The organism is Collinsella sp. AM20-15AC (genome assembly GCF_003471405.1).
GTDB lineage: Bacteria > Actinomycetota > Coriobacteriia > Coriobacteriales > Coriobacteriaceae > Collinsella.
In genome coordinates, this window is the sequence record NZ_QRJA01000010.1 from 45256 (window position 1) to 70953 (window position 25698).

At 60.1% G+C, this 25698-nt stretch carries 22 protein-coding genes and 2 tRNA genes; 19 read left to right on the forward strand and 5 right to left on the reverse strand.

Going from position 1 to position 25698, the window contains the following annotated elements; all coding sequences use genetic code 11:
• The first annotated feature begins 105 nt into the window (after nucleotides 1–105).
• From DW233_RS04785 to typA, 4 genes are all read left to right on the forward strand, one after another.
• Entirely contained in the window at nucleotides 106–606 is a 501-nt protein-coding gene (locus DW233_RS04785) for a bifunctional nuclease family protein (RefSeq protein WP_118266987.1), read from the forward strand.
• Nucleotides 607–996 carry a hypothetical protein gene (locus DW233_RS04790; protein ID WP_118266989.1) on the forward strand — a complete coding sequence of 130 codons (390 nt, stop codon included), beginning with the start codon at nucleotides 607–609 and terminating at the stop codon, nucleotides 994–996. It begins immediately after the preceding gene.
• A 30-nt stretch (nucleotides 997–1026) separates the two neighbouring features.
• On the forward strand, nucleotides 1027–1476 hold the full coding sequence (locus tag DW233_RS04795) for a hypothetical protein (RefSeq protein WP_089572580.1): 450 nt from the start codon (nucleotides 1027–1029) through the stop codon (nucleotides 1474–1476).
• Nucleotides 1477–1593: 117 nt separating this feature from the next.
• Nucleotides 1594–3432 (forward strand): translational GTPase TypA, encoded by a 1839-nt coding sequence (gene typA, locus DW233_RS04800; protein WP_117584035.1) that lies wholly within the window; start codon nucleotides 1594–1596, stop codon nucleotides 3430–3432.
• Between the two features lie 129 nt (nucleotides 3433–3561).
• Here typA and DW233_RS04805 read toward each other — a convergent pair whose 3' ends face one another.
• The 4 genes from DW233_RS04805 to DW233_RS04820 form a co-directional block, all read right to left on the reverse strand.
• Nucleotides 3562–4707: a polymer-forming cytoskeletal protein gene (locus tag DW233_RS04805; RefSeq protein WP_117564022.1), complete on the reverse strand. Its 1146-nt coding sequence runs from the start codon at nucleotides 4705–4707 to the stop codon at nucleotides 3562–3564.
• A 106-nt stretch (nucleotides 4708–4813) separates the two neighbouring features.
• Nucleotides 4814–5503 (reverse strand): trimeric intracellular cation channel family protein, encoded by a 690-nt coding sequence (locus DW233_RS04810; protein ID WP_233547942.1) that lies wholly within the window; start codon nucleotides 5501–5503, stop codon nucleotides 4814–4816.
• Nucleotides 5504–5931: 428 nt separating this feature from the next.
• Nucleotides 5932–6022, reverse strand: a tRNA-Ser gene (locus DW233_RS04815).
• A 48-nt stretch (nucleotides 6023–6070) separates the two neighbouring features.
• Nucleotides 6071–6161 (reverse strand) — tRNA-Ser (locus DW233_RS04820).
• A gap of 505 nt (nucleotides 6162–6666) precedes the next feature.
• Here DW233_RS04820 and rpsF point away from each other — a divergent pair.
• The 12 genes from rpsF to carB all read left to right on the forward strand — a co-directional run bounded on the left by rpsF (nucleotide 6667) and on the right by carB (nucleotide 21397).
• Complete coding sequence (gene rpsF, locus DW233_RS04825) at nucleotides 6667–6960, forward strand: 30S ribosomal protein S6 (protein WP_006235831.1); 294 nt, start codon at nucleotides 6667–6669, stop codon at nucleotides 6958–6960.
• Nucleotides 6961–7008: 48 nt separating this feature from the next.
• On the forward strand, nucleotides 7009–7461 hold the full coding sequence (locus DW233_RS04830; protein WP_006235830.1) for a single-stranded DNA-binding protein: 453 nt from the start codon (nucleotides 7009–7011) through the stop codon (nucleotides 7459–7461).
• A 72-nt stretch (nucleotides 7462–7533) separates the two neighbouring features.
• A complete protein-coding gene (gene rpsR / locus DW233_RS04835; RefSeq protein ID WP_006235829.1) occupies nucleotides 7534–7800 on the forward strand; it encodes a 30S ribosomal protein S18 in 267 nt (88 codons plus the stop codon).
• 15 nt (nucleotides 7801–7815) lie between these two features.
• Nucleotides 7816–8355: a 50S ribosomal protein L9 gene (gene rplI, locus DW233_RS04840; protein WP_022094073.1), complete on the forward strand. Its 540-nt coding sequence runs from the start codon at nucleotides 7816–7818 to the stop codon at nucleotides 8353–8355.
• 218 nt (nucleotides 8356–8573) lie between these two features.
• Nucleotides 8574–9971, forward strand: coding sequence for a replicative DNA helicase (gene dnaB, locus DW233_RS04845; protein WP_006235827.1), 1398 nt, complete (start codon nucleotides 8574–8576; stop codon nucleotides 9969–9971).
• A 93-nt stretch (nucleotides 9972–10064) separates the two neighbouring features.
• On the forward strand, nucleotides 10065–11351 hold the full coding sequence (locus tag DW233_RS04850; protein WP_055251352.1) for an adenylosuccinate synthase: 1287 nt from the start codon (nucleotides 10065–10067) through the stop codon (nucleotides 11349–11351).
• Between the two features lie 118 nt (nucleotides 11352–11469).
• Nucleotides 11470–12774, forward strand: a complete 1305-nt coding sequence (gene purD / locus DW233_RS04855) for a phosphoribosylamine--glycine ligase (RefSeq protein WP_117584036.1) — start codon at nucleotides 11470–11472, stop codon at nucleotides 12772–12774.
• A 21-nt stretch (nucleotides 12775–12795) separates the two neighbouring features.
• A complete protein-coding gene (locus tag DW233_RS04860) occupies nucleotides 12796–13491 on the forward strand; it encodes an NUDIX domain-containing protein (RefSeq protein WP_171021464.1) in 696 nt (231 codons plus the stop codon).
• A 184-nt stretch (nucleotides 13492–13675) separates the two neighbouring features.
• A complete protein-coding gene (locus DW233_RS04865) occupies nucleotides 13676–15448 on the forward strand; it encodes an ABC transporter ATP-binding protein (protein WP_118266990.1) in 1773 nt (590 codons plus the stop codon).
• 19 nt (nucleotides 15449–15467) lie between these two features.
• Nucleotides 15468–16433, forward strand: coding sequence for a hypothetical protein (locus tag DW233_RS04870; protein ID WP_117564028.1), 966 nt, complete (start codon nucleotides 15468–15470; stop codon nucleotides 16431–16433).
• Between the two features lie 208 nt (nucleotides 16434–16641).
• Nucleotides 16642–18081 carry a glutamine-hydrolyzing carbamoyl-phosphate synthase small subunit gene (gene carA, locus DW233_RS04875; protein WP_118266992.1) on the forward strand — a complete coding sequence of 480 codons (1440 nt, stop codon included), beginning with the start codon at nucleotides 16642–16644 and terminating at the stop codon, nucleotides 18079–18081.
• A 1-nt stretch (nucleotide 18082) separates the two neighbouring features.
• Nucleotides 18083–21397: a carbamoyl-phosphate synthase large subunit gene (carB, locus tag DW233_RS04880; protein WP_118266993.1), complete on the forward strand. Its 3315-nt coding sequence runs from the start codon at nucleotides 18083–18085 to the stop codon at nucleotides 21395–21397.
• Here the strand turns inward: carB and DW233_RS04885 are convergent.
• Nucleotides 21328–22218 (reverse strand): DMT family transporter, encoded by an 891-nt coding sequence (locus tag DW233_RS04885; protein ID WP_118266995.1) that lies wholly within the window; start codon nucleotides 22216–22218, stop codon nucleotides 21328–21330. The two genes, carB and DW233_RS04885, sit on opposite strands and share 70 nt — an antisense overlap.
• Before the next feature lie 120 nt (nucleotides 22219–22338).
• On the opposite strand from DW233_RS04885, the gene DW233_RS04890 reads away from it, so the two are divergent.
• From DW233_RS04890 to DW233_RS04900, 3 genes are all read left to right on the forward strand, one after another.
• Nucleotides 22339–23481: a YhcG family protein gene (locus tag DW233_RS04890; RefSeq protein WP_089572600.1), complete on the forward strand. Its 1143-nt coding sequence runs from the start codon at nucleotides 22339–22341 to the stop codon at nucleotides 23479–23481.
• 203 nt (nucleotides 23482–23684) lie between these two features.
• Nucleotides 23685–23933, forward strand: a complete 249-nt coding sequence (locus DW233_RS04895; protein WP_099432424.1) for a pilus assembly protein HicB — start codon at nucleotides 23685–23687, stop codon at nucleotides 23931–23933.
• A 362-nt stretch (nucleotides 23934–24295) separates the two neighbouring features.
• Complete coding sequence (locus DW233_RS04900; RefSeq protein WP_118266996.1) at nucleotides 24296–25684, forward strand: glycoside hydrolase family 1 protein; 1389 nt, start codon at nucleotides 24296–24298, stop codon at nucleotides 25682–25684.
• Nucleotides 25685–25698: the final 14 nt, after the last annotated feature.

A 25698-nucleotide genomic window follows, 5' to 3' on the forward strand; every position in this document is an offset into this window, starting at 1 on the left:
ATAAAACTCATTTTGGTTTTGTGTTCTGTGCGAAAGATTGGGTAGTATAGCTATTCAATGCGGCGAAGGTGCCGCGTGTTAACCGCTACGTACCGGAGGTGTTCCATGGTTCGTGTCGACATAGAGACCATCGTCATGGCCGCCGGTCCCGTGCCATCGCTTATCGTACTTCGCGAGCGTTGCGGCAAATCGGACTCCCCCGCGCCGCTGCGCTCCCTCTCTATCCAAACGGGTTCTTTTGAGGCCGCGGCAATCAGCCGCGGCATCGACAACGGCCGCGCCGAGCGTCCGATTACCCATGACCTATTGCTCGACACGCTCGATGCCCTGGATGCAAAACTCGAGCGTATTGAGATTGTCCGTGCCGAGCCGCCCGTGTTCTACGCGACGGTCGTCGTTTTGGCCGGCGGCAGCGAACACGGCATCGATGCCCGTCCTAGCGACGCTATCGCTCTCGCCGTGCGTAGCAATGCTCCCATGTTTGTGGAGGACGACATCATGAACCGCCTGGGCACCGTCTCTCCGGTCGCCGAGGAGATCGACGACGAGCAGGAGTTCGAGAAGTTCGATGAGTTCGTCCACACGCTCTCGCCCGATGATTTTTAAATGCGGGGCGTCCAGGTTGCGGAGCGTTCGCTGATGGCCGGCGGCATGTCGGCCGAGGCGGCCGCCATCGCGCGTGAAGCCCAGATGCGCTCGGAGGCATCCGAGGCGGCTCGCATCGCCTATGTGACGCAGGCCCGCACGCTTCGCGAGCGCCGCGGCTCCTATATCAAGATGGTTATCATCTCCGCCCTTGTCGCGGTAATCTGTTCTCGTCTTCGTGGTACAGTTGGTGCGCTTGGGTTTTCGATTTCGACGGGCCTGGTAGTCTGGGGTGTGGTCGACGCGGTAATGCTGACCAGTCAGATCAAGGTGCTCGACAAGCGTGCGGTGGATATGATGCACGCCCGCGACGCTGCCGCCAAGATCGCTGCTGAGGCACAAGAACTGTAACGACGCCGGATTCGATGGGAAGGTCTAAAGATGGCACAGGATATGCAGGACGCCGGTAACGTCTCCGCCGAGCTCGACGCCATGGTGTGCGATCTGATTGGCGCCTTCTTGGACGACCTGGCCGCGGGCGAGAACCCGGGCGTGGTTGTGGCAATTGAGGACGCCGCTTCCAACCGTTATCTGGCCGCACTCGACGAGGACGGCGAAGAGGCATGCCTGGAGGCTGCCACCAACTTTATCTCCGAGCACAAGATGGGTCTTAAGGACGAGGGCCTGGGCCGTATCGCCCGCTATGCCATCGGCTACACCGGCTGCGTCGAGATTGACGGCGGCTATCACGATGCTCTGCTCGTGAGCTTCTTCGAAACCACGCTCGAGAGCGGTTTTTCGGCATACGTGCTGTATGAGGGCATGGGTGCCGGCGATGGTTTTATGTGGAGCGACCCTGAACCTGCAGGTGAGGAAACCCCTCTTATCTAAAATCGCTAAAATAAACGAGTTTTCGGTAAAAGGCTCAATATTCCCGCTGAGCGTTGTATCGCTGGGCGGGTCGCATACGCGTGCCGTTTGTATATGGATAGAAGATAGGGGAACTACATGCGCGTAGACAATCTGAGGAACATCGCCATCATCGCCCACGTCGACCACGGCAAGACGACGATGGTCGACAAGCTCCTGCGTGCCACGGACGCCTTCCGTGCCAACCAGCAGGTCGAGGACCGCGTCCTGGACTCTAACGACCAGGAGCGCGAGCGCGGCATTACGATTCTCGCCAAGAACATCTCTATCGAGTACAAGGACGTTAAGATCAACGTCATCGACACCCCGGGCCACGCCGACTTCGGCGGCGAGGTCGAGCGCGTGCTGCGTATGGCCGACGGCGCCCTGTTGCTGGTCGACGCTTTTGAGGGTCCCATGCCCCAGACCCGCTTCGTGCTGCGTCACGCTATCGATACCGGCCTTAAGATCATGATCGTCATCAACAAGATCGACCGTCCGGGTGCCAACCCCGAGAAGGCCTACAACGACTGCCTGGACCTTATGGCCGACCTGGGCGCTACCGACGACCAGCTTGAGTTTGCCATGGAGCATGTCATCTACGCCAGCGGCGTCAACGGCTTTGCCCGTCATGATCCCGAGGACGGCAACATGGACATGTACCCGCTGCTCGACATGATCATCGACGACATGCCCGCACCCGAGGTTGACGAGACCGCTCCGCTGGCCATGCAGTGCGTGACCATCGATCACTCCAACTTCGTCGGCCGTATCGGCATCGGCCGCGTGTACTCCGGCACCATCCACCAGGGCGACCAGATCTTGGTCGTCAAGAACGACGGCTCCAGCGCCACCGCTACCGTCAAGCAACTCTTTACCTTCGACTACCTGGGCCGTACCGAGTGCCAGGAAGTCGGCGCCGGCGACATTGCCGCCGTTGTGGGCATCGACCGCACCGATATCGGCGATGTCTACACCGACCCCGAGAATCCCGTCGAGCTCGAGCCCATCGAGATCGACCCGCCGACCCTGTCCATCGTCTTTGAGGCTTCGACCTCCCCGCTCGTCGGCCGCGACGGCGATATCGTTGGCGCCCGTCAGCTTAAGGAGCGCCTGTTCAACGAGGCCGAGAACAACGTGACCATGAAGATCGAGGAGCTCGAGGACAAGAGCGGCGTCGAGGTCTCGGGCCGCGGCATTCTGCACCTGTCCGTTCTGATGGAGTCCATGCGCCGCGAGGGCTTTGAGTTCCAGGTCGGTCGTCCGCGCGTTCTGTTTAAGAAGGACGAGAACGGCAACAAGATGGAGCCTGTCGAGCAGGCCGTCGTCGAGTGCCCGGACGAGTACTCGGGCAAGGTCGTTGAGGTCTTCGGCACCTCCGGTGGCATCATGACGAGCATGGATACCTCGGGCATCGTGACGCACCTTGAGTTTAAGATCCCGACGCGTGGCATCATGGGCCTTAAGAACCGCATCATGAACGTCACCCACGGCGAGGGCGTGTTCTACCACACCTTCCTGGAGTACGGTCCCTACGCCGGCGAGATCGGCAACCGTCAGAACGGTGCCATGATCTCCATGACCACCGAGAAGGCCGTTGCCTATGCCCTGGGCACGCTGCAGGAGCGCGGCCAGCTGTTTGTTGAGCCGGGCACCGAGTGCTACGAGGGCATGATCGTGGGCGAGCGCAGCAAGGCCGGCGACATGGTCGTCAACATCGCCCGTACCAAGAACCTGGGTAACCAGCGTTCCTCGACCTCCGACATCTCCGTGCAGCTGGTGCCGCCTCGCACCTTCTCTCTGGAGGAGGCGCTGGAGTACATCGCCGACGACGAGCTGGTGGAGATTACTCCCAAGAACATCCGCCTGCGCAAGCGTCTGCTCAACGCCACCGACCGTAAGAAGGCAGCCGTCCGCGCCGGCCAGGTCAACAAATAAGCGCTGGGGCTTATAACTGCCAATAAGAAAGGGCGTCGACCGCAATGGTCGGCGCCCTTTTTGGTGCAATGGGATCAGGTTGCTTTGCGCCACCACAAAGGTGCCTGGCCCTTTTGTGGTGGTTGGCGGCTAGGCGGTGGGGAGTCCTGGCGTGTTAGCCGGCTGCTGCGGCTTGAGGTGGGCGTTGCGCCAGATGATCTGGATGGCGTAGCCGAGCGTGAAGACGAAGGCTACACCGCTGACAAAGTTGCCCATAAGAGGAAGTGCCGTGAGTGCGCCCGCGACGATACCGCCCACGGCGGCCATGGCGTAGCGGTTTTGGTTGTGTCCGACCATGCGCGCGACCGCGGTGCCCGTAAATGCCGCCGAGACCAAAGCGATGCCGATGACGCCGCACATGAGGGCGGCGGCGAGCGACAGGCCTGCAATCGAGATGATGAGCAGCAGCACGGCGGGAGCGACGGCGACCGTGCCCAGAAGACCACTTACCCACAGCGGCATGGGACGCTGATGGAGCATGCCGGCAGCGCTGGCGGTTGCGCGTGGAAAGACAAGCTCAAGCAGGATGGCGACAAAGCAGGTGGAAAGCGCCGCGGCAACGATGCCGCCGATAATGTCGTTGGCCGTAGAGGTGTTCTCGTTCTCGGTCCGGTCGATCTTGAGAGCTCCGACCTGGGCGCCCTCGGCCCGCTCGGGGTCCTGTGAGACGTGGGCGTTCACCGTGCCGGTGATGCGGGCGTTTTTACCCAGGATGAGCTTGTCGGCCCAGACCTCAACATCGCCATCGACGGTGCCGTCGATGGTTACGGTGTCGCCGGCAAGCGCCGCCGATTTGGCGGAGCCGCGCAGGGCGACCGTTTCGCCTGCCGCGTAAAAACAGTTGGCGGTGCTGCCGGTGTTGAGCACGACGTGCTGGCCGGCCACCGTGACGCTGCCATCGATTGCGGTTTTGGCGATATCGATGGTGCGTGCCGCCAGACGAACGGCGCCGCCTACGGTGCAATCGCGAATCGACAGGTTCTCACCCGCCGCGATAATATCGCGGCCGATGGAGGCGTCGTCTAGGTTGAGACTTTGGCCGGCCCAGTACAGGTCGCCTTCGATACCGGACGGAGTTGAGTCAACTTCGGTTGCGAGCACGTTTCCCGCGGTGTCGGTGCCGGCGAACGACACCGTGGGAAGTGCGGTGAGCGCGAGCGCAATCAGCGCGAATAGGATGGTGATGCGGGCCTGCGCTTTGTGGCGCCGGATCGACGGTACTTGGTTGCAAGGCATAGTGAATCCTTCGTTAGATACTCGACAGGTATCTAACAGGGTACCCAACGCGCGGGCGCTCTAAAAGAATCTCTCGGTTGCATTTCGAGGGGTTGTGCTGTGCTACCTACTTTTTACGGTGCAAAAAGCGCGCGATGTCTTCCTCGGTAGGGCTTTTAATGTCAAAGCGCAGTGATAGCCAACGCAGCCCCATGGTCACCACAACGCATACGACCAGCGCGGCAACATTGCTCATGAGGCCGCTCATGACGAGGGCTACATAGCTTGCCGATCCGGCGACGGCCGCGATGGCATAGAAGTTGGTGCGTTGGAAAATGCCCGGGACCACGCCCATAAAGCCGTCGCGCAGCATGCCGCCGCCCACGGCGGTAAAGAAGCCCATCATGATACATACGGCGGGCGCAAATCCGTACACCAACGCCTTGTCCGCGCCGGTTGCTGCATAGATGCCGACCGAGATGATGTCGAGCAGGGGAATGAGTTTTTCGGGCTTATCGACGATTGCCGGGAAGATATAGATGATGGCGGCTGTGGCGATGGAGAGCGGTAGTGCCATGGGCTGGTTGAGGATGTAGACGTTGCCGACCTGGAGCGTCATATCGCGCAAAAGACCGCCGCCCAGACCGCAGACCACCGCGAGCGCGACCGCGCCCACCAGGTCGAGCTTGTGCTCGCGAGCGACCAGCACGCCCGAGATCGATGCCGCGACAACGGCGAACATCTCGAGCCAAAATGGGATAGCGACCATGGCATCCGAGGCGTGTGAAGTAACAGTCATAGCGGCGACGACGGGCAAGATGAGGTCCTTTGATTCTCGGGTTTGAACAATGCCCGTACATAGTACATGGTTGGCGGCGATTGAGACCCTATTGCTCGGCAAACGGTAGGGACTGGGAACGGTCATGGGTACCAAACATGTACATCAGCCTCCAAAGATGCCGAAAAATGTCGTTTTTGGAGGGTGATGTACATGTTTGAGATTCAAGGTGAAATCGAAAGCAATGGGGGACGTGGCTGAATAGGAGGGATGTCCAAATTTTGAGCGGAGCTCAAAATTTATTCGGTCGGCTTGCGCCGACCGCGCTGCGCTAAAAACGCGCCACTGGCGCGTTTTCTTTACGCTCCGCGTCCTGACGGGTTCGAATCCCTCCTCCTCCGCCGTATTTGCTTGTAAGGGACTCTAAACAAAAAAGCCCCCGTTTTCGGGAGCTTTCTCAACCAAAATGGCGGAGGAGGAGGGATTCGAACCCTCGTGACCTTATACAGGCCAAACGGTTTTCGAGACCGCCGCATTCAACCACTCTGCCACCCCTCCGCGTGGGGTAAAAACAAAGCAGGCTCGAAGGCCTGCTTTGGAATTAACTGGCGGAGAGTCAGGGATTTGAACCCTGGAGACGCTTTTGACGCCTACACGATTTCCAATCGTGCTCCTTCGGCCACTCGGACAACTCTCCGTTAAATGCGAAAGTCAGTATACACGAGGAATCGCAAAGTGCAAACAGAAAAGTTGGCATTTTTTAAAACGCTTGGCCGTGCTTGGCGCTGCAGTGGGGCTTGAGGTCCCAAAAAACGGCTTCCGACCAGCGTGGTTGATCAACTCAATTGTTCAAAAAAGGGTATTCATAAGCGACTTGGCAATGAATTTAAAAATCTTTGGGTGGTGCTGTGGGCCACTGGTATGCATTTTGCGACCACAGCCTTGTGCCCACTGACCTGCGGCTTGGCTCAGCTTGTCCCCACGGCACCGTATCTTGAACACAGATCCGTCAAGCATTTGGTCAGCATTTGGTTGGAATGCGCATGAAGTGCCGTGTGAGCATGGACATATGTGGAGGTCATGAGGTTGTAGCTGCATATTCTTGCAGCCTAGGAGGTTGAAAGATATTATTACCAAGTCTTTTCCTGCTTCAGGCGCACCTTCACGACCTGAAGCCACATTTGCCCAGAGGAGGTGACAATATGAAGGCTTATGAACTGCTGTTCTTTGTTGACCCGTCGCTCGACCCCGAGACTCGTCTCGCTGTTATGAAGCGTATCGATACCACGATCGCTGAGGGCGCTGGCAAGGTCGACTCCGTTGACGAGTGGGGCAAGCGCAAGCTCGCCTACGAGATCAACGACCTCACCGATGGTGACTACACCCTCATCAACTTCCACGCAGATCCTACCCAGATCGCCGAGCTTGATCGCGTCCTGCGCATCACCGACGCTGTGGTCCGCCACATGATCGTCCGTCGCGACGACCAGGAGTAAGACTGTCGTTTTGGACTGGGCTTGTGCCCCAAGAGGAAGTAGTGAGTTATGAGCATCAATCGAGTGAACATCACCGGTAACCTCACCCGCGATCCCGAGCTGCGCGCCACCGCCGGCGGAACCCAGGTTCTGTCCTTTGGCGTCGCCGTGAACGATCGTCGCCGCAACGCGCAGACTGGCGAGTGGGAGGACTATCCCAACTTTGTCGACTGCACCATGTTCGGCACCCGCGCCGAGGCCGTGAGCCGTTTCCTGGCAAAGGGAAACAAGGTCGCGATCGAGGGCAAGCTGCGCTACAGCTCTTGGGAGCGCGACGGCCAGCGCCGGAGCAAGCTTGAGGTCATCGTCGATGAGATCGAGTTTATGAGCTCCCGTGGTGGCCAGGGTGGCTACGACCAGGGCGGTTACGCCCCCGCAGCTCCCGCGCCCGCAGCACGTCCTGCCGCACCGGTGGCTACGCCGCCCGCGGTCGACGTCTACGATGAGGACATCCCGTTCTAAGGGTTGTTCACCTATTTTTGAGTGAGAGGCGGCTTCGGTTCGCCGAAGTTGCCAAACGAAAGGTATTTTGACATGGCTAATGATTTTTCTGCACGTCAGCCGCGTCGTAAGTACTGCCAGTTCTGCAAGGAGAACACTGAGTTCATCGACTATAAGGACACTCAGCTTCTCCGTAAGTACATGACCGACCGTGGCAAGATTAAGCCCCGTCGCGTCACTGGCGCTTGCACGCAGCATCAGCATGACATCGCCAACGCCATCAAGCGCGCCCGCGAGATGGCTCTCCTGCCGTACACCGTCCCCGTGGTTTCCTCTCGTGGCAACCGCGACCGCGGCTAAGAAGGGAGACGCATCATGAAGGTTATTCTTCTCGATGAGATCAAGGGCAAGGGCGGCGAGGGTGACGTCGTAGAGGTCGCTCAGGGTTACGCTGAGAACTTCCTGTTCCCCAAGAAGCTCGCTGTTGCCGCCACCAAGGGCAACCTCAAGCAGCTTGACGAGCGTCGCAACAACATCGCCAAGCGCGAGGCCGTCCGTCTGGCTACCGCCAACGAGACCAAGGCTGCCTTTGAGGGCAAGACGGTCACCGTTGACGTCAAGGTCGGCGACGAGGGCATCCTCTTTGGCTCCGTTACCGCCGCTATGATCGCTGACGCCATCAAGGCTCAGCTCGGTATGGACATCGACCGCAAGCGCGTCGAGCTCGGTAAGCCCATCAAGGTTGCCGGTGCCCACACCGTTGCCATCTCGCTGTACCGCGAGATCAAGGCCGAGGTTGTCGTTCTCGTCGGCGTTACCGCCGAGGAGCTCGCTGCCGAGGCTGAGGTCGAGGAGGCCGCTGAGGTCGCCGAGGCCGAGACCGCCGAGGTCGAGACTGAGGCTGCTGCCGAGTAGCATTTGCTGCAACGCAACAATCTTGTTCTAAGAAGGGCGCTCTGGGAAACCAGGGCGCCCTTTTGTTTTTTGCGCTGAGTGAGTTTCATGGTGAACGTTGCGTCGAAGTCCTATATACAGGACCGTTCATCCGTTTGGTTCGGTGATGATTGGCGGCGCGCGGCGCGTTTTGGGACCGTGGCTGATACTATGGATGCTCGCAAGCGATATGAATGAGGATGCTCATGGCATATGACGATAGGGAGACCGGGCTGACGGTTGAGGACCGCGGCTCCAAGTTGGGTCTTCCCCAAAACCAAGATGCAGAGGCCAATGTACTGGCCGCTATGCTGCTATCGCCCGAGGTGGTCGAAGAGGCCCAGGTCGAGCTGCAGCCCGATGACTTCTACCGGCCCATTCATAAGACCATCTATACCGCGATGGTCGATATGTACAACAGCCGCATTCCCATCGACTCCATCTCGCTGATCGATTACCTGCGAAGCATCAACAAGCTTGATGCCGTGGGCGGCGAGGCCTACATTTTGGAGTTGATGGGTCAGACCCTGTCGCTCGTCAACTGGCAGCACCATGCCGCTATCGTTCGCCGCGATTCGATGCTGCGTGAGCTGATCGGCGCCACCAACGAGATCAACGCGCTGGCCTATAACGCTCCCACCGATACCAAAGAGGTCGTGGAGCTGGCCGAGAGCAAGTTGCTCAAGGTCACGGCGCGCGAGGTCAAGTCGAGCTACAAGACGCTGACCGAGTTTATGGTCGAGGCCTATAACGAGGCCGAGGAAGTGTGCCAGGCAGGCGGCCAGGCTGCGGGCGTGCCCACGGGCTTCCCGTCGCTCGACCGCATGCTCATGGGTTTTCGCGAGGGCCAGCTCATCATCATCGGCGCCCGCCCTGCTGTGGGTAAGACGTCGTTCGCCCTGAATCTGGCGCTCAACGCTGCCGCTGCCGGTTATACCGTCGGCTTCTTCTCGCTGGAGATGTCGGGCAAGGAAATTGCCCAGCGTCTGATTTGCGCCTACGCCATGATCTCGATCAGTGACTTCCGCATGGGCCGCATTAGCCCCGAGCAGTGGGCAAATATCAACGAGGCCACGCAGACCTTGTCCAAGCTCGATATTCTGATTGACGATACGCCCGGCACCACAGTGACCGAGATTCGCGCCAAGAGCCGCCGCATGCTCCACAACAAGGAGAAAGCTATCATCATCCTGGACTACCTGCAGCTGGTGAGTCCTCCGCCGGGACGCCGCTCCGAGAGCCGTACCGTCGAGGTCTCCGAGATGTCGCGTGGTCTGAAGATCATGGCCAAGGAGCTCAAGATCCCGCTCATCGCGCTGTCGCAGCTCTCGCGTCAGGTCGAATCCCGTACCGGCAAGCGCCCGCAGCTTTCCGACCTTCGTGAATCGGGCTCCATCGAGCAGGACGCCGATATCGTTATGTTCTTGGACCGCTCCGCCGACGAGGCCGAAGCCTCGCGCGACGATCGACCCGACGAGGGCGTTACGCGTATTGTCGTGGCCAAGAACCGTTCGGGCCCGATCGGCGACGTCGACCTGATGTTCCTGCCGGCATCCACCAAGTTCTATGAGCTTGATGGGGCACATGCCGAGGAGTAGGACAGGCACCCGTTGCACGGGTATACTGGGAATGTTTTGTGCTTCTGCGTGCCGGCGTGGCGCGTAGACAGTCCATGAATGTAAGGAGTAAACATGCCGTCAACCGTTTTGGTCGGTGCCCAGTGGGGCGATGAGGGCAAGGGTAAGATTTGCGACCTGGTCGCCGGCGACTTCGATGCCGTCGTGCGCTACTCGGGCGGCAACAACGCCGGCCACACCATCGTCGTCAACGGCAAGAAGTACGGCCTGCACCAGGTGCCCTCCGGTATCATGTATTCCGACCATGTGTCGGTGATCGGTAACGGCTGCGTCGTCAACCCCAAGGTTGTCCTTGAGGAGATCGACATGTTTGAGGCCGACGGCATCACCACCAAGAACCTCAAGATTAGCGGCAACGCGCATGTCATCATGCCGTACCACATCGACCTGGATGGCGCCTTTGAGCAGAAGCTCGGCAAGAAGAACATCGGTACCACCAAGCGCGGTATCGGTCCGTGCTATCAGGACAAGATGGCCCGCATTGGCCTGCGCATGCAGGATATGCTGGACGAGGCGCTGTTCCGCGACAAGCTGGAGACCGCTCTCGCCCGCGTGAACCCCGAGCTTGAGCTCATCTACAACCTGCCCACCTACACCGTGGACCAGATTTGCGACGAGTACCTGCCCATGGCCGAGCGCCTGCGTCCCTACATCACCGAGACGAGCCTGCTGCTCAACAACATGATCGATGAGGGCAAGGACCTGCTGTTTGAGGGCGCCCAGGCGACGTTGCTCGACATCGACCACGGCACCTATCCGTACGTGACGTCTTCCAACTGCACCGCCGGCGGCGCCATCACCGGCTCCGGCGTGGGCATGAAGAACGTCGACCGCGTGCTGGGCGTCATGAAGGCCTATATCACCCGCGTCGGTTCGGGCCCCATGCCCACCGAGCTTTCCTATGAGTCTGAGGCCGGTCACACGCTGACCGAGGAGGGCTATGAGTACGGTGTGACCACCGGTCGCCGTCGTCGCTGCGGCTGGTTCGACGGCCCCATCGCCAACTACGCCTCACGCGTCAACGGCCTCACCGATATCGCCCTGACCAAGCTCGACGTGCTTTCGGCCTTCGACACCATCAAGGTGTGCGTGGCCTACGACGTCGATGGCGAGCGCTACACCAGCGTGCCCGAGCATCAGGTGCGCTTTGAGCATGCCAAGCCCATCTACGAGGAGCTCCCCGGCTGGAAGTGCGACATCACCGGTTGCCGCAGCTTTGATGAGCTGCCGCAGGAGGCTCAGGACTACGTGGCGTTTATCGAGGATCTGGCACACACCCGCGTGACGTTCATTGGCGTCGGCGCCGGTCGCGAGCAGATCATCAACCGATTCTGGAAGTAATCGGGACTATTTGGTTATTGCGATATACCCCTTTGCAGCCCAAGCGGGCGGCCGAGGGGTATATTTGCTTGCAAAGGGCTCGCGCGGAGCGGGCCATTCATCCATAGAGGAGGCACCCTTGAAGGCGGACACTCAAACCATCGACATCCTGTTGTTGGGCAGCGGCGGCCGTGAGCATGCTTTGGCAGCTAAGCTCGCAGCATCACCGCGCGCCGGCAAGCTCTACATCGCGCCGGGCAACGGCGGCACCGCGAGCTGCGGCGAGAACGTTGTTCTCGACGACTGCGATCCTGCGGCCGTGGCGGCGTTTGCGCAGAGCCACGGATGCGGACTCGTGGTAATTGGCCCCGAGGCTCCGCTCGTGGCGGGCGTGGCCGACGCCGTGCGCGCGGTGGGTATTCCCTGCTTTGGCCCGGGTGCCGAGGGCGCCCAGATGGAGGGCTCTAAGCTGTTCTCCAAGCAGCTCATGGAGCGCGCGGGCATTCCGACGGCAGCCTACGGCTCGTTTACCGACGAGGCTTCGGCTCTTGCTTATGTGCGTGAGCAGGGCGCTCCGCTGGTCGTCAAGGCCGACGGCCTTGCCGCGGGCAAGGGCGTTATCGTGGCGACCGAACTTGAGCAGGCCGAGGAGGCCGTGCGCGAGTGCTTTGGCGGCACCTTTGGCGATGCCGGCAACACCGTGGTTATCGAGGAGATGCTGACCGGCCCCGAGTGCTCGCTTTTGGCCTTTACCGACGGCAAGACCGTGCGCCCCATGGCCACCTCGCAGGACCACAAGCGCGCGCTCGAGGGCGACAAGGGCCCCAACACCGGCGGCATGGGTGTCTACAGCCCGGTGCCCATCGTGACCGACGAGGAGCACGCCACCATGGTGAAGGTCATGGAGCAGACCGTTGCCGAGCTTGCTGCCGAGGGCATCGACTACCGCGGCTGCCTGTACGGCGGCTTTATGCTCACGCCCGCCGGCCCCAAGGTGCTGGAGTTCAATGCCCGCTTTGGCGACCCCGAGACGCAGGTCGTGCTGCCGCGCCTTAAGAACGACCTGGTTGAGGTCATGCTGGCCTGCGCCAACTGTGAGCTCGATCAGATTGAGCTCGACTGGCGCGACGAGTGGGCCGTGGCCGTTGTCCTGACGAGTGCGGGCTATCCCGGCAGCTACGAGAGGGGCAAGGTCATCGCCGGTATCACCGATGCCGAGGCCATGGAGAACGTGACCGTGTACCACGCGGGCACTGCTGTGGTGAACGGCCAGCTCTTGACCAATGGTGGTCGCGTGCTTGCCGTGACCGCTCTGGGCGACACGTTCGAGAACGCTCGCAACCTTGCCTACGAGGCCTGCGAGAAGATTGATTTTGAGGGTAAGACCCTGCGTCACGATATTGGCCTGCGCGCGCTGCGCGGCCGCGACGCCTGGGATGCCTAAAGTCCGAGAGGAATGAGACGGATGGACGAAAAGAACGAAGAGCTCGTGGATGCGCAGATCGTCGAGGAGGACAGCCGCGTGTATGGGCACGCCGAGGGCGAACCTGGTGGCGAGGTCGCTGACGAGCCGGCGCTGGTGCTGGGCGACGATGACCCGCACGATGCCGAGCTGCACGAGAAGATTCTTTCGGAGGAGTGCGCCTGGAAGGGCAAGATCCTCGACGTCCACCGTCTTGAGGTTGAGCTGCCTAACGGTCGCCGCAGCGCCCGCGATATCGTTCGCCATCCGGGTGCGGCGGCCGTTGTGGCGCTGACCGAGAGCGGCAAGATCGTACTGGTGCGTCAGTACCGCACCGCCATCGACCGCGTGACGGTCGAGATTCCCGCCGGCAAGCTCGACCCGGGCGAGGACCCACTCGATTGCGCTAAGCGCGAGCTACACGAGGAGACGGGCTTTAGGGCCGGTCGCATTCGCTTTTTGACGTCGATTGTCACGTCCTGCGGTTTTTGCGATGAGATCATCCACATCTACTTGGCTACCAAGCTCGAGTTTGATGCGCCCAACCCCGACGATGACGAGTTTGTCAACGTGGACCTGGTGCCGCTGCACGAGCTGATCGACGCCGTGCTCGACGGCAAGATCGAAGACGCCAAGACCGTCGTGGGCGCCTTGGCCTGCGATAGCATCGCGCATCGCCTTGGGGGTGCGGAGCTTTAACGAGCGGGGATGATCCCGCAGGTTTGTGTAAGTCAGCGAAAGTGCTCCATTTGAGACAAGGTGGCCCAAAAGAGGAGGGAAGCGTATGGATATACGCGACCGACGATTGAAGGCCAGATTGTCCAAATGGAGCACTTGCAGCGTCGAGACGAAACGCGGTTTGGTAAAACCGCGTAAGGTGATTATGCTGAAGAGGTTTCTTTCTTACTACAGGCCCCAGATGGGGCTTTTTGTTGCTGATACTGTTTGTGCTCTGGTGCTTGCCGCCATTGACCTTGCGTTTCCTATTATTCTGCGCAATTTGACCGGTGGGCTGTTTACCCAGGGTCATGCTGCCATTATGCAGGCGCTCGGTATGATCGCGGTAGGTTTGGTGCTGATGTATGTCATCCGCTGCGCCTGCCGCTATTTTGTGAGCTATTGGGGTCACGTGATGGGTGCGCGCATGGAGTCCAAGATGCGCGAGGACCTGTTCGACCAGTATGAGCGCTTTAGCTTTGCGTACTTCGACCGTAACAGCTCGGGCGACATGATGAGCCGCGTGGTCAACGACCTGTTCGATATCTGCGAGGCGGCGCACCACGTGCCCGAGTGGATCATCATCTGCGGCATCGAGATTATCGGCTCGTTTGTGATCCTCTTTACCATCGCCCCGGTGCTGGCGCTTGCCATGGCTGCGGTGACAGCAGCGTTTTCGGTCATCATGTTTTGGCAGAACATGCGCATGCGCGAGGTCTTTAGCGACAATCGCAAAAAGATCAGCGGCATCAATGCACAGCTGCAGGATTCGCTGGCTGGCATGCGCGTGGTCAAGAGCTTTGCCAATGAGGAGACCGAGCGCTCTAAGTTCCGCGCCTCCAACAATCGCTATCTTTCGTCCAAGGAGAACATGTATCACGCCATGGGCGTCTATACTGCGACGTATGGCCTGCTCTCGGGTGTGCTCTATGTGATCGTGGTACTGCTGGGCGGCTGGCTGGTCGCCCAGGGACAGCTGCAGGCGGTCGATATGGCGACCTTTGCACTCTATATTTCGCTGTTCTGCACGCCGCTCGAGACACTCGTCAATTCGGCCGAAACGTATCAGAAGGCCATCGCCGGCTTTAAGCGTATGGACGAGGTGCTCTCGACCGCGCCGGATATCCAGGACAAGCCGGGCGCTACGGATCTGCAGGTGACTGCCGGCGCCGTGGATTATCACGACGTGTGCTTTAACTACGAGGATGTTGAGCTGGGCGAGGGTGATGCCGAAGAGCGTCCCGTTATCGACCATATGAATCTGTCCATCAAGCCCGGGCAGACCATCGCTTTGGTTGGCCCTTCGGGTGGTGGCAAGTCCACGACCTGTTCGCTGCTGCCGCGCTTTTATGACGTGGCTGCCGGATCCATTAGCATCGACGGTCAGGACGTGCGCGATGTGACGCAGCAGAGCCTGCGCCGCGCCATCGGCCTGGTGCAGCAGGATGTCTACCTGTTTGACGGAACAATCGGCGAGAACATCGCCTACGGCAAGCCGGGCGCTACGGCGGAAGAAATTGCCGAGGCTGCCCGCCGCGCCAATATCGATACCTTTATCGAATCGCTTCCTCAGGGCTACGACACCGTGGTGGGCGAGCGCGGCAGCCGTCTTTCGGGTGGACAGAAGCAGCGCGTTGCCATTGCGCGCGTGTTTCTCAAGAACCCCAAGATCCTGATTTTGGACGAGGCGACGAGTGCTTTGGATAACGAGAGCGAGGAGGCGGTGCAGGAGTCACTCGAAGAGCTGGCACGCGGCCGCACCACGATTATCATTGCCCATCGTCTTTCGACTATTAAGCATGCCGATGAGATTGCGACCGTTGAGCATGGTCGCGTTGTGGAGCGTGGCACGCACGAGGAGCTTCTCGCCCGTGGCGGCACCTATGCCCGTTACTATCGAATGCAGTTCGAAGGTGCGCGTGCGCACGAGCTCGACTGATTGATATGACAGGAAGTTTATGGCTGACAAGAACCCTTTGACTCCGGAAGAAGTGACGGAGTTATTCTCCGAAATCGATGCATCCGGTGTCTTGGATCCCACGCTTGCCAAAAAGCGAACCGAGCGCATGCGTGAGAAGGAGGCTGCGGCCAAGCGCGGTGACAAAGCGGCGCTAGCGCAGCTGCGCAGCGAGGACCGCGCGAGCCAGGCAAAACATATCGACCCGCTGTCCGAGGACGATCCTTCGGGCTCGCAGGTGAGCCATACCATTACGAAGACCGCGATGGCCGTGGTCATCGGTATTCTGGTGCTGATCGTGGGCATGCAGATCGGCTACGGCGTGATGCGCCGTCTGAATACCGCCAACCTGTCCGAGAGCGTTTCGGTGGATACCGTTTCGACGGCGCTGAAGGGCGGCCTTGAGTGGGGCAACGGCTTTACGCAGTTCCCGCTCGACTTTACCGTCGATGAAGCTGATGAGCGTACGGGCACGGTCGAGGTGACGGTGTTGGACACATCGTCTGCCAACGAGCTCGAGCTGCTGTCCAACGGGCAGATTCAGGCCGCTGCGCTTGCGACCAACGCGCTGCTCAACGATAAGATCGACCGCGTGGTGTATAACGTTCACGCCTATATCGACGAGGATAGCAACATTCAGCACGATTCCTTCTTTGGCATGTTTCCCGCGCGGGGTCATCAGAGCGCCATTTTGACGTTTGTGTGGACCAAGAGCTCATCCAACGCCACGAGTATCGACTGGAAGATGCGCATCGTAAGCATGGACGACACCATTGCCGAGCGCATTCAAAAACAGGTGAACTCGGTTTCGTCGCTGATCGAGGACCCGGTGGTGAGCCAGACCAAGATTGACGAGGAAAAGGCCGAACGTGACCTGGAGCATCGTCTGCATGGCCGCGAGATTTTCCGCGGCGGCAAGCCCGATCGCTCACCGTCCGATCTGCTGGAACAGGACAAGCAAAAGTAAGAGGCCATTATCCCGCGTGAGCCACAAGCCCACGCGGGATAATTTTTCTGGGACGGGGATTAAATAATCATTATGCATAGAAAGTCATAATTATCATTTCGTAAACATTTCGATGAAATTAACGCCATGAGGCATGCTTGCGGTTACAATACCGCGAGGCCTAACTACACACCTTTAAGCCGGTCCTGTGAGACCGGGAAGGAGAATTATGGCGAACAACCATACCGCGGGCGCTGCCGCCCGCACCTTCGCGCCCAGCGAGCTTTGCCAGCGTATGCTGGCCAAAACCAGCAAGGGCACCTGCGGTCCCTGTATCCTGTATCTTGAGGATGGGACCATTTTTTATGGACGTGCATGCGGCGCCGAGGGCACCGCGACCGGCGAAGTCTGCTTCAACACCTCGCTCGAGGGCTACTTTGAGGTCATGACCGACCCGAGTTATGCCGGCCAAATTGTAACCATGACCTATCCGCAGATCGGCAATTACGGTATCGACGAGACCGATGTCCAGTCGGCCTTCCCCGGCGACGCCGTGCGCCCTGCGAGCGCTCCGGCCATGCGCGGCATGATCGTTCGCGACATGTGCGCCACGCCTTCTAACTGGCGCTCGGCCGTCAGCGTGCCGGAGTACCTGCGCGCTCACGGCATCGTCGCTATCGAGGGTGTCGACACCCGCGCTCTGGTGCGCCATCTGCGCGACAATGGTTCCAAAATGGGCATTATCTCGACCGAGATCTTCGACGTCGACGAGCTTGCCGAGCGTCTGGCCGCAGCGCCCACGCTGGTAGGCGAGAACCTGGTCAAGACCGTAAGTTGCCCCGCGCCTTACGAGTTTGTGGCCGCCGACCTGCCTGCCACGCATGACTTTGCGCTTGCGGTTGCCGCTCCTGCCCGTCACAAAGTGGTCGCCTACGACTGCGGTGTGAAGCGCGGCATTCTGGAGGGGCTGGTCCGCGCCGGCTGCGACCTTACCGTCGTGCCGTGGGATACTCCCGCCCAGCAGGTGCTCGAGATGAATCCCGATGGCGTCTTTTTGTCCAACGGCCCCGGCGACCCCGACGCCGTGGTGGAGACCTACGAGCAGGTGCAGCAGCTGATCGGCAAGGTGCCGGTCTTTGGTATTTGCCTAGGTCACCAGATGATCAGCTTGGCCTGCGGCGCCCAAATGGAAAAGCTTAAATTCGGTCACCGTGGCGGTAACCAGCCGGTTATGAATCTGGTGAGCCGTCGCGTGGAGATCACCGCGCAAAACCACGGCTTTGGCCTGCTGTTCCCCAGTCTGGGCAAACTGATTCCGGAGCTTTCCGGCGGCGAAACCGAGCATGCGGCCGATGGCGACCTGCGCGCCTGGGTGCGCCGCGGTATCGCGCCGGTCGTGATGAACGAGCGCTTTGGCCGCATTCGCCTGACACATGTGAACCTCAACGACGGCACCGCCGAGGGCATCCAGCTGCTCGACGCCCCGTGCTTCTCGGTCCAATACCACCCCGAGGCTTCGCCCGGCCCCACCGATGCCCACTATCTCTTTACCGCCTTTACGCGACTCATGGACGGCGAGGAGAACTACCTGGACATCGACACCGCGAAGGACCGCCTCGCCGGCTGGAATTTCGCCGAGTCCGAGAACGCTGCGACCGAGGAGAACTAACATGCCTAAACGTACTGACATCAAGCGCATCCTCGTTATTGGTTCGGGCCCCATCGTTATCGGTCAGGCCTGCGAGTTCGACTACTCCGGCGCCCAGGCCTGCAAGGTGCTCAAGGAGGATGGCTTTGAGGTCATCCTGGTCAACTCCAATCCGGCGACCATCATGACCGACCCGGGCTTGGCTGACCGCACCTATGTTGAGCCTATCACCGCCGAGTTTATCGAGCGCGTGATCAAGAAAGAGCACCCGGACGCGCTGCTGCCCACGCTGGGCGGCCAGACCGGTCTGAACGCCGCCGTCGAGCTGGCAAAGGACGGCACGCTCGACAAGTACGGCGTCGAGATGATCGGTTGCGACCTGGCCGCCATCGAGCGCGGCGAGGACCGCAAGCTCTTTAACGAGGCCATGGCCGAGATCGGCCTGGAGGTCGCGCGCTCGGGCTACGCCTATAGCGTGGCTGACGCCGAGGCCATCGCCGAGCGCGTGGGCTATCCCTGCGTGCTGCGTCCGAGCTTTACCCTCGGCGGTGCCGGCGGCGGCATCGCGCATACCCATGAGGAGCTCGTCTCCATCGTGAGCCAGGGCCTCGAGCTTTCGCCTGCCCACGAGGTGCTGGTCGAGGAGTCCATCGAGGGCTGGAAAGAGTACGAGATGGAGGTCATGCGCGACCACGCCGGCAACGGCATCATCGTGTGCTCCATCGAGAACCTCGATCCCATGGGCGTGCATACCGGCGACTCCATCACGGTGGCACCGGCGCAGACCCTCTCCGACCTTGAGTATCAGCGCATGCGTGTCGCCTCGCTCGCCATCTTGGAAAAGATCGGCGTCGAGACCGGCGGCTCCAACGTGCAGTTTGCCGTGAACCCCCAGACCGGCCGTCTGATCGTCATCGAGATGAACCCGCGCGTGAGCCGTTCGTCCGCACTGGCCTCCAAGGCCACGGGCTTCCCCATCGCCAAGGCCGCCGCTCGCCTGGCCGTGGGCTACACGCTCGACGAGATCGTCAACGACATTACCAAGGCAACGCCCGCCTGCTTTGAGCCCACGATCGACTACTGTGTGGTCAAGGTGCCGCGCTTTGCCTTCGAGAAGTTTAAGGGTACCGACCCCACGCTCACCACGCGTATGAAGGCCGTGGGCGAGATCATGGCGATCGGCCGCACCTTTGAGGAGGCCTTCGGCAAGGCCATGCGCTCGCTGGAGGACGGACACCAGGGCATTTGCGCCGGCGGCAAGGAGGGTGCCGACAAGCTGAGCGACGACGAGCTCGCTCGGGCCGTGGCAACCCCGACCGAGCACCGCATCTTCTTTGTGGTCGAGGCCCTGCGCCGTGGCTGGGACATCGCCCGCATCCATGCCATCTGCGGCATCGATCCGTGGTACCTCAACCGTATCAACGACATGGTGCAGGTCCAGGAGAGCATCCGCGGCCTGCGTGTGGAGGATATCGACGCCGACGCGATGCGCCTGCTCAAGCAGTACGGCACGAGCGACGCCGAGATTGCCGCGCTGACCGGCTCGGACGAGCGCTTTGTGCGCGCCTATCGCAAGGGTCTGGGCGTGGTTCCCAGCATGAAGACGGTCGATACCTGCGCGGCCGAGTTCTCGAGCGCCACGGAGTACCACTACAAGACGTACGAGAACATCTACCGCACGAGCCCGGATGCCAAGAAGTGCGTGGCTCCCGACGAGACCACGCCGGCGGACAAGCCCAAGGCGATGATCCTGGGCGCCGGCCCCAACCGCATTGGCCAGGGTATCGAGTTCGATTACTGCTGCGTGCACGCGAGCTACGCGCTGGCGGCTCGCGGCTTCGAGACCATCATGGTCAACTGCAATCCCGAGACCGTCTCGACCGACTATGACACGTCCGACCGTCTGTACTTTGAGCCGCTCACCTACGAGGACGTCATGGACGTTATCGATGTCGAGCGCCCCGACGGCGTCGTGGTGACGCTCGGCGGCCAGACCCCGCTTAAGCTGGCGCGCATGCTCGAGGAGAGCGGCGTGAACATTATGGGCACAAAGCCCGACGCCATCGATTTTGCCGAGGACCGCGAGCGCTTTGCCGCCCTGCTCGACAAGCTGGGCATTATGTACCCGCCGGCGGGTCAGGCCACCTCGTTTGAGGAGGCCGAGGCCGTGGCCGCGCACATCGGCTACCCGCTGCTGGTGCGTCCGAGCTACGTGCTGGGCGGCCGCGGCATGATGATCGCCTACGATGCCGAGCATCTGCGCGATTACATGGCAGAGGCTGCGCGCATCAGCCCCGACTACCCGGTGTATCTGGACCGCTTCCTGGAGGGCGCAATCGAGTCCGATGTCGACGCCCTGTGCGATGGCGAAGAGGTATACATCGGCGGCATCCTGGAGCATATCGAGGAAGCCGGTATTCACTCCGGCGACTCCGCGACCTGCATCCCGCCGTTCAGCTTTAGCGAGAGCCTGCAGGCGAAGCTCCGCGAGACCACGCGCCGCATCGCGATGGCGCTGGGAGTCCGCGGTCTGGTCAACGTGCAATATGCCATCAAGGGCGAGACCGTCTACGTGATCGAGGCCAACCCGCGCGCCAGCCGTACCGTGCCGTTTATCTCCAAGGCCACCGGTGTGCCGCTGGCCAAATGCGCGGCGCGCATCATGGCAGGCGATTCCATCGCGAGCTTGGGCCTGCCGAGCGACGAACGTCAGCTGGACTGGTTCTGCATGAAGGAAGCCGTCATGCCCTGGGGTCGTTTCCCGGGCGCCGACGTCATCCTGGGGCCCGAGATGAAGTCGACGGGCGAGGTCATGGGTATCGCCAAGAGCTATCCCGAGGCATACGCCAAGACGCAGCTGGCGATTGACTACAAGCTGCCCGACCCGAGCGTCGGCAAGGTGTTCATCAGCGTGTGCGACCGCGACAAGCGCCACATCCTTTCGGTCGCCCGTATCCTGCGCTACCTGGGCTTTGACATCTGCTCCACCGAGGGTACGGCGCGCGTGCTGCGTGGAGGCAACGTGACGTGCGAGGTCGTGGAGAAGATTAGCGGCCCGCACGACGGCGAGCGCCCCAACATCGGCGACCTCATCGCCGATGGCAAGATCGCGGTGATCATCAATACGCCATACGGCCCGGGCTCGCGCGGCGACGGCTATCTGCTGCGCACCGAGGCAGTGCGACGCGGTGTGACCTGCGTGACCGCGATGTCTGCGGCCAACACGTACGTGAGTGCCATCGAGGCGGTGCGTGAGGACCAGCAGGGTCACGGCAGCGCCAACGACATGGGCATGGACGTCATCGCCCTGCAGGACCTGCCGCAGCACACGGTGTAATGTGACCTGGTCGGCCGGGGCGGCAGCCGGACACTTTCTCTCGGAAACTGGGCTTCGCGAAGTTTTCCGAGAGAAAGGACCGCCTCCCGCCCCGGCCTGCGGTGACTTGGCTGCACCGTGTGCTGCCGAAGGGGCTTTGCGCGATGACTAGGGCTGATAAACTGGTAGCCGCTGAGCGCCACGGGGTCCTCGCGCTGGGAGTAGGTGTGGATGAGGGCAGACGAGACAGCGTAGGAGACAGCGGCAATAAGGATGAAGCCCTCGCCTGTGAGCGTGACGGCGCCGCCGCTATCGCCACCGGTGAGGTTGACGATAACGACTCCGGCAAAACCTATAGCGCAGCCGAGGACTTTGCGCGCAGTGAGCCGTTCTTGCCGGAACACGAGCGCTGCCATCAACACGCAGAGAAACGTGTTCATAGCGTTGACGATTGAGCCGCGCACACCCGAAGCGTTTGAAACGCCGATATAAAAGAAGGCGTACTGCACGATAGTTTGGGCAAGCGAGAGTCTGATAACGAGTGGCCATCCCGTGCGTGAGACGCGAGGCAAGCGACGTCTTGTTATGACTGCAGCGGCAAGTGCGATAGCGCCGGCAAGCATAAAGCGCACGCCAGCGAAGAGAAACTCCGATGGTACGTCGCCGTTTTGGATGCCGAGAAGCTCGTAGCCGATCTTGATGCAGGGGATCGCACTGCCCCAGAGCGCGCAGCAGATGAGGGCGAGCGCAGCTACGCACCATGTGCGCGTGAGAGGGTGGCGCGCGGAGTCGGCGTAAACATCGCAAGAGCTGGCGGCGAGTGCGGATGAGGGTTTGGACATACATCTTCCAAACGAGGCGAAGCAGAAAACGCCTCTATGGTACGCGCAATTTTGTGTCCGCACGCGTTGATAGCATAGAACGCGTCATGGAACACAAGTTCGTAAGAAGAGGAGGACGCCATGATGTCAGAGATTACGGGCTATCGTGAGGAAGTTCAGACCATCAAGACGGCGATATTGCGTGCGCAGTATGCTGCGGCGAAGAGCGCCAACGCTCAGCAGCTGCAGCTCTATTTCGCCGTGGGAGGCTACGTCTCCGCCAACACGCGCAATGGCACGTGGGGAACCAACGCGCTCAAAACCATCAGCGAACAATTGCGGAAGGAGCTGCCAGGACTCAGGGGCTTCTCCACAACAAGTCTCAAATATATGCGAATCTTCTTTGAAGCTTGGTCTGCTCCGGGCGATGAACAGGCGTTTCTCGATTCGTCACTCGTGAGTGACGAATCTTCAGACGGTGGCCTTCTGCAAATTCGTCACTTGCAAGTGCCGAATTCAAACACATGTTCTCTCGATGATTTTTTAGCGATTGGGTTTACCCATCATCGGTATATCCTTGCAGGTGCTAAGACCCTTGACGAGCGGCTCTTCTACATTCACAAGTGCGCATTTGAGCACTTAAGTGTGGAGGCGCTCAAACGCTCGCTGAAGGCGGACGACTTTCATCATCAAGGAGAGGTCTCCAACAACTTCCTCTCAACGCTGCCAAAGGGTCAGCAGGCGCTGCGCGCTATCGCCACGTTCAAGGACGAGTATCTGCTCGACTTTATCAATGTTGAGGAACTCGGGGTGCGCGATGCGGAGGATGTCGACGAGCGCGTGTTAGAGCAAGGCATCGTGCAGAATATCAAGCAGTTCATCATGACGTTCGGTCGAGCCTTCGCGTTTGTGGGAAACCAGTACCATCTCGACGCCTTTGGCATCGATCAGTACATCGACCTCCTGTTCTTCAACCGCGACCTCAACTGTTTAGTTGCAGTCGAGCTCAAGAGCGGCCCCTTCAAGCCGGCCTATCTCGGCCAGCTCTCTGGCTATCTACGCATCCTGGACGACTTTGAGCGTCGCGAGCACGAGAATCCCTCCATAGGCCTTGTGCTTTGCAAAGACATGGACAAGGGATTTGTTGACTATGTGATCCAAGACTTCACAAAACCCATGGGTGTGGCCACCTATAAGACGTCGAAGGATATGCCACGAGAGTTGCTCGATGCTCTGCCGCCCATCGATGACTTACGGATGTTGCTGGAGAGGTCTGATGGGTAGCGGTAGGAATTGTTCGGTGTTAGAAGCTTATTTCGCTTATGGCCTTGAGCTTTGCCGATGAGCATGGGGTGGGGAACGTATCAAGGCAGAGTTTGTCATGCAATGAGTATGACAAACTCTGCCTGGAGGAGAGGATACTTCCATGGCAATTGTCCACCGCAATGCTCTCAAGCATGGTTTGTCTGAGAGGGAGGTTCTAGATAATGACTGAGTACAAACTAGCTGATGGATCGGTCCTGACAGACGAAGATATCGAGCGCGAGAGCGTAGAGTTTGAGCAAGAGACTTGGACGGGTCGTCTTGAGCGCATCCATGTCAGGCCTGGCGTTGTTGCTGATGAGCCGCTTGTTGCAGTTACCGTGCGCTTTCCGGCATCCATGGTGGTGGCAATCGACCGAAAGACGGGGGATCGATCCGATTTTATTCGGCGGGCCGTTTTCCCTGCGCTGTAGTAACGTTGCGTCTCCTAAATCGACCTTGGTTTCGTCGAGGAGGTAGATCTTGAGGATGAGGTGTCCTGCTTCGGTGAACCCGTTCTCGAAGACGGGCAGCACGCGCGACACGGACTACCGCGACCTCCTGACCTTCCGCGACGGGGAGTAGCGGCTTGGCGGTGTGCGGCGCCGGCACGTGACGGTGGCGGGCATGAGGCTTGGCCTTCGCGACGGCATGTTCTTTAGAGTTTGCGGTGCATGATGGCACGGCCGTTTTCAAATCGTGAAACATTGCCCGGGAATGAGTAACAGGCTTTGGTTCGTACATCCGTTATAACGGGAGTTGCAAGAAGTGACATCCGTGACGAGAGGTTGAACTCATGACTCAGCACCGGTTTCCCGAAGGTTTCCTCTGGGGTGCTTCCACCAGCGCTTTTCAGGTTGAGGGTGGGTATGATGAAGGAGGCAAAGGTCCGGCAACCACCGATCGCGGCCCGGGGCGTCCCGGCATCGCCGATAACAAGATCGCCTCGGACCACTATCATCACTGGCGTGAGGATGTCGACCTCATGGCCGAGCTCGGCATCAAGGTCTACCGGATGGGTTTCGCTTGGAGCCGCATCATGCCCGATGCCTCGGGGGATCCCAATCCTGAGGGCTTGGCGTTTTATGACCAGCTGATTGACTACCTGCTGGAGCGAGGGATCGAGCCCTTGGTCACCCTGTATCACTTCGAATGTCCGAGTGCGTTGGTCGAGACCTTCGGCGGCTGGAAGAGCCGTAAGATGATCGACTTCTATGTGCGCTATGCCGAAATCTGCTTCACGCACTTCAAGGGGCGCGTCAAGCGCTGGGTTACCGTGAATGAACAGCTAATTGCGACCTCCGCGCCCAGCAACACGGGTGACACCGAAACCGATCCGCGCCAACGGCAGAAGAACGCCTACCAGATGAGCTATCATGTCGCTCTTGCCGAGCATCGCGCCATCGCGTGCCTGCGACAGATCGACCCCGATGCGCAGATCGGCCCCGTTGTCGCCATGCAGGTGGTCAACCCGCGGACGAGCGCTTCGGCGGATGTGCTTGCGGCCATGAACGCCGAGGAGATGATGCAGAACTACCTGCTCGACCTGAGTGTGCGCGGCGACATCTCGCCTTATGCGCGCTATTACCTGGAGCGCGAAGGTTTCTACCCTGTTGTTGAGTGCGGGGACCACGACATCCTGGTCGCGACGAGGCCCGATTTTCTTGGGGTGAACTACTATTTCAGCAATTGTGCGCATGAGCGCACGGAGCCCATCCGCTTCGACCGGTTCCCTCCGTGGTCGGGCGGGGATTTCGAACTCTGCGATAACCCTGCGATCGCGCCGACCGAGTGGATGTCGAACGGCATCGACCCCCTTGGGCTTCGCGTGGGCATGCGCAAGCTCTACGATCGCTACCAGCTTCCGATGATCGTCACGGAGAACGGCATGGCTCTTTCCGAGTCACTTGACGAGGAGAACAGGGTGCATGATGCCGTGCGCATCGAATACCTTTCACGACATTTGGGCGAGGTCGAGGAGCTCATTCGCGAAGGCTATCCCGTCTTCGGCTACTGCGTTTGGAGCCTCATGGATCTATGCTCAAGTCATCAGGGGTTCACTAAGCGCTACGGCCTTCTGTATGTCGATCGCACGGAAACCGATGCGAAGCAATGCGCTCGTTTCAGGAAGGACAGCTTCTTCTGGTATCAGGACGTGATTAGAGAAAACGGCTTGCCCTGCTGAGCGTCGGTGGTCCG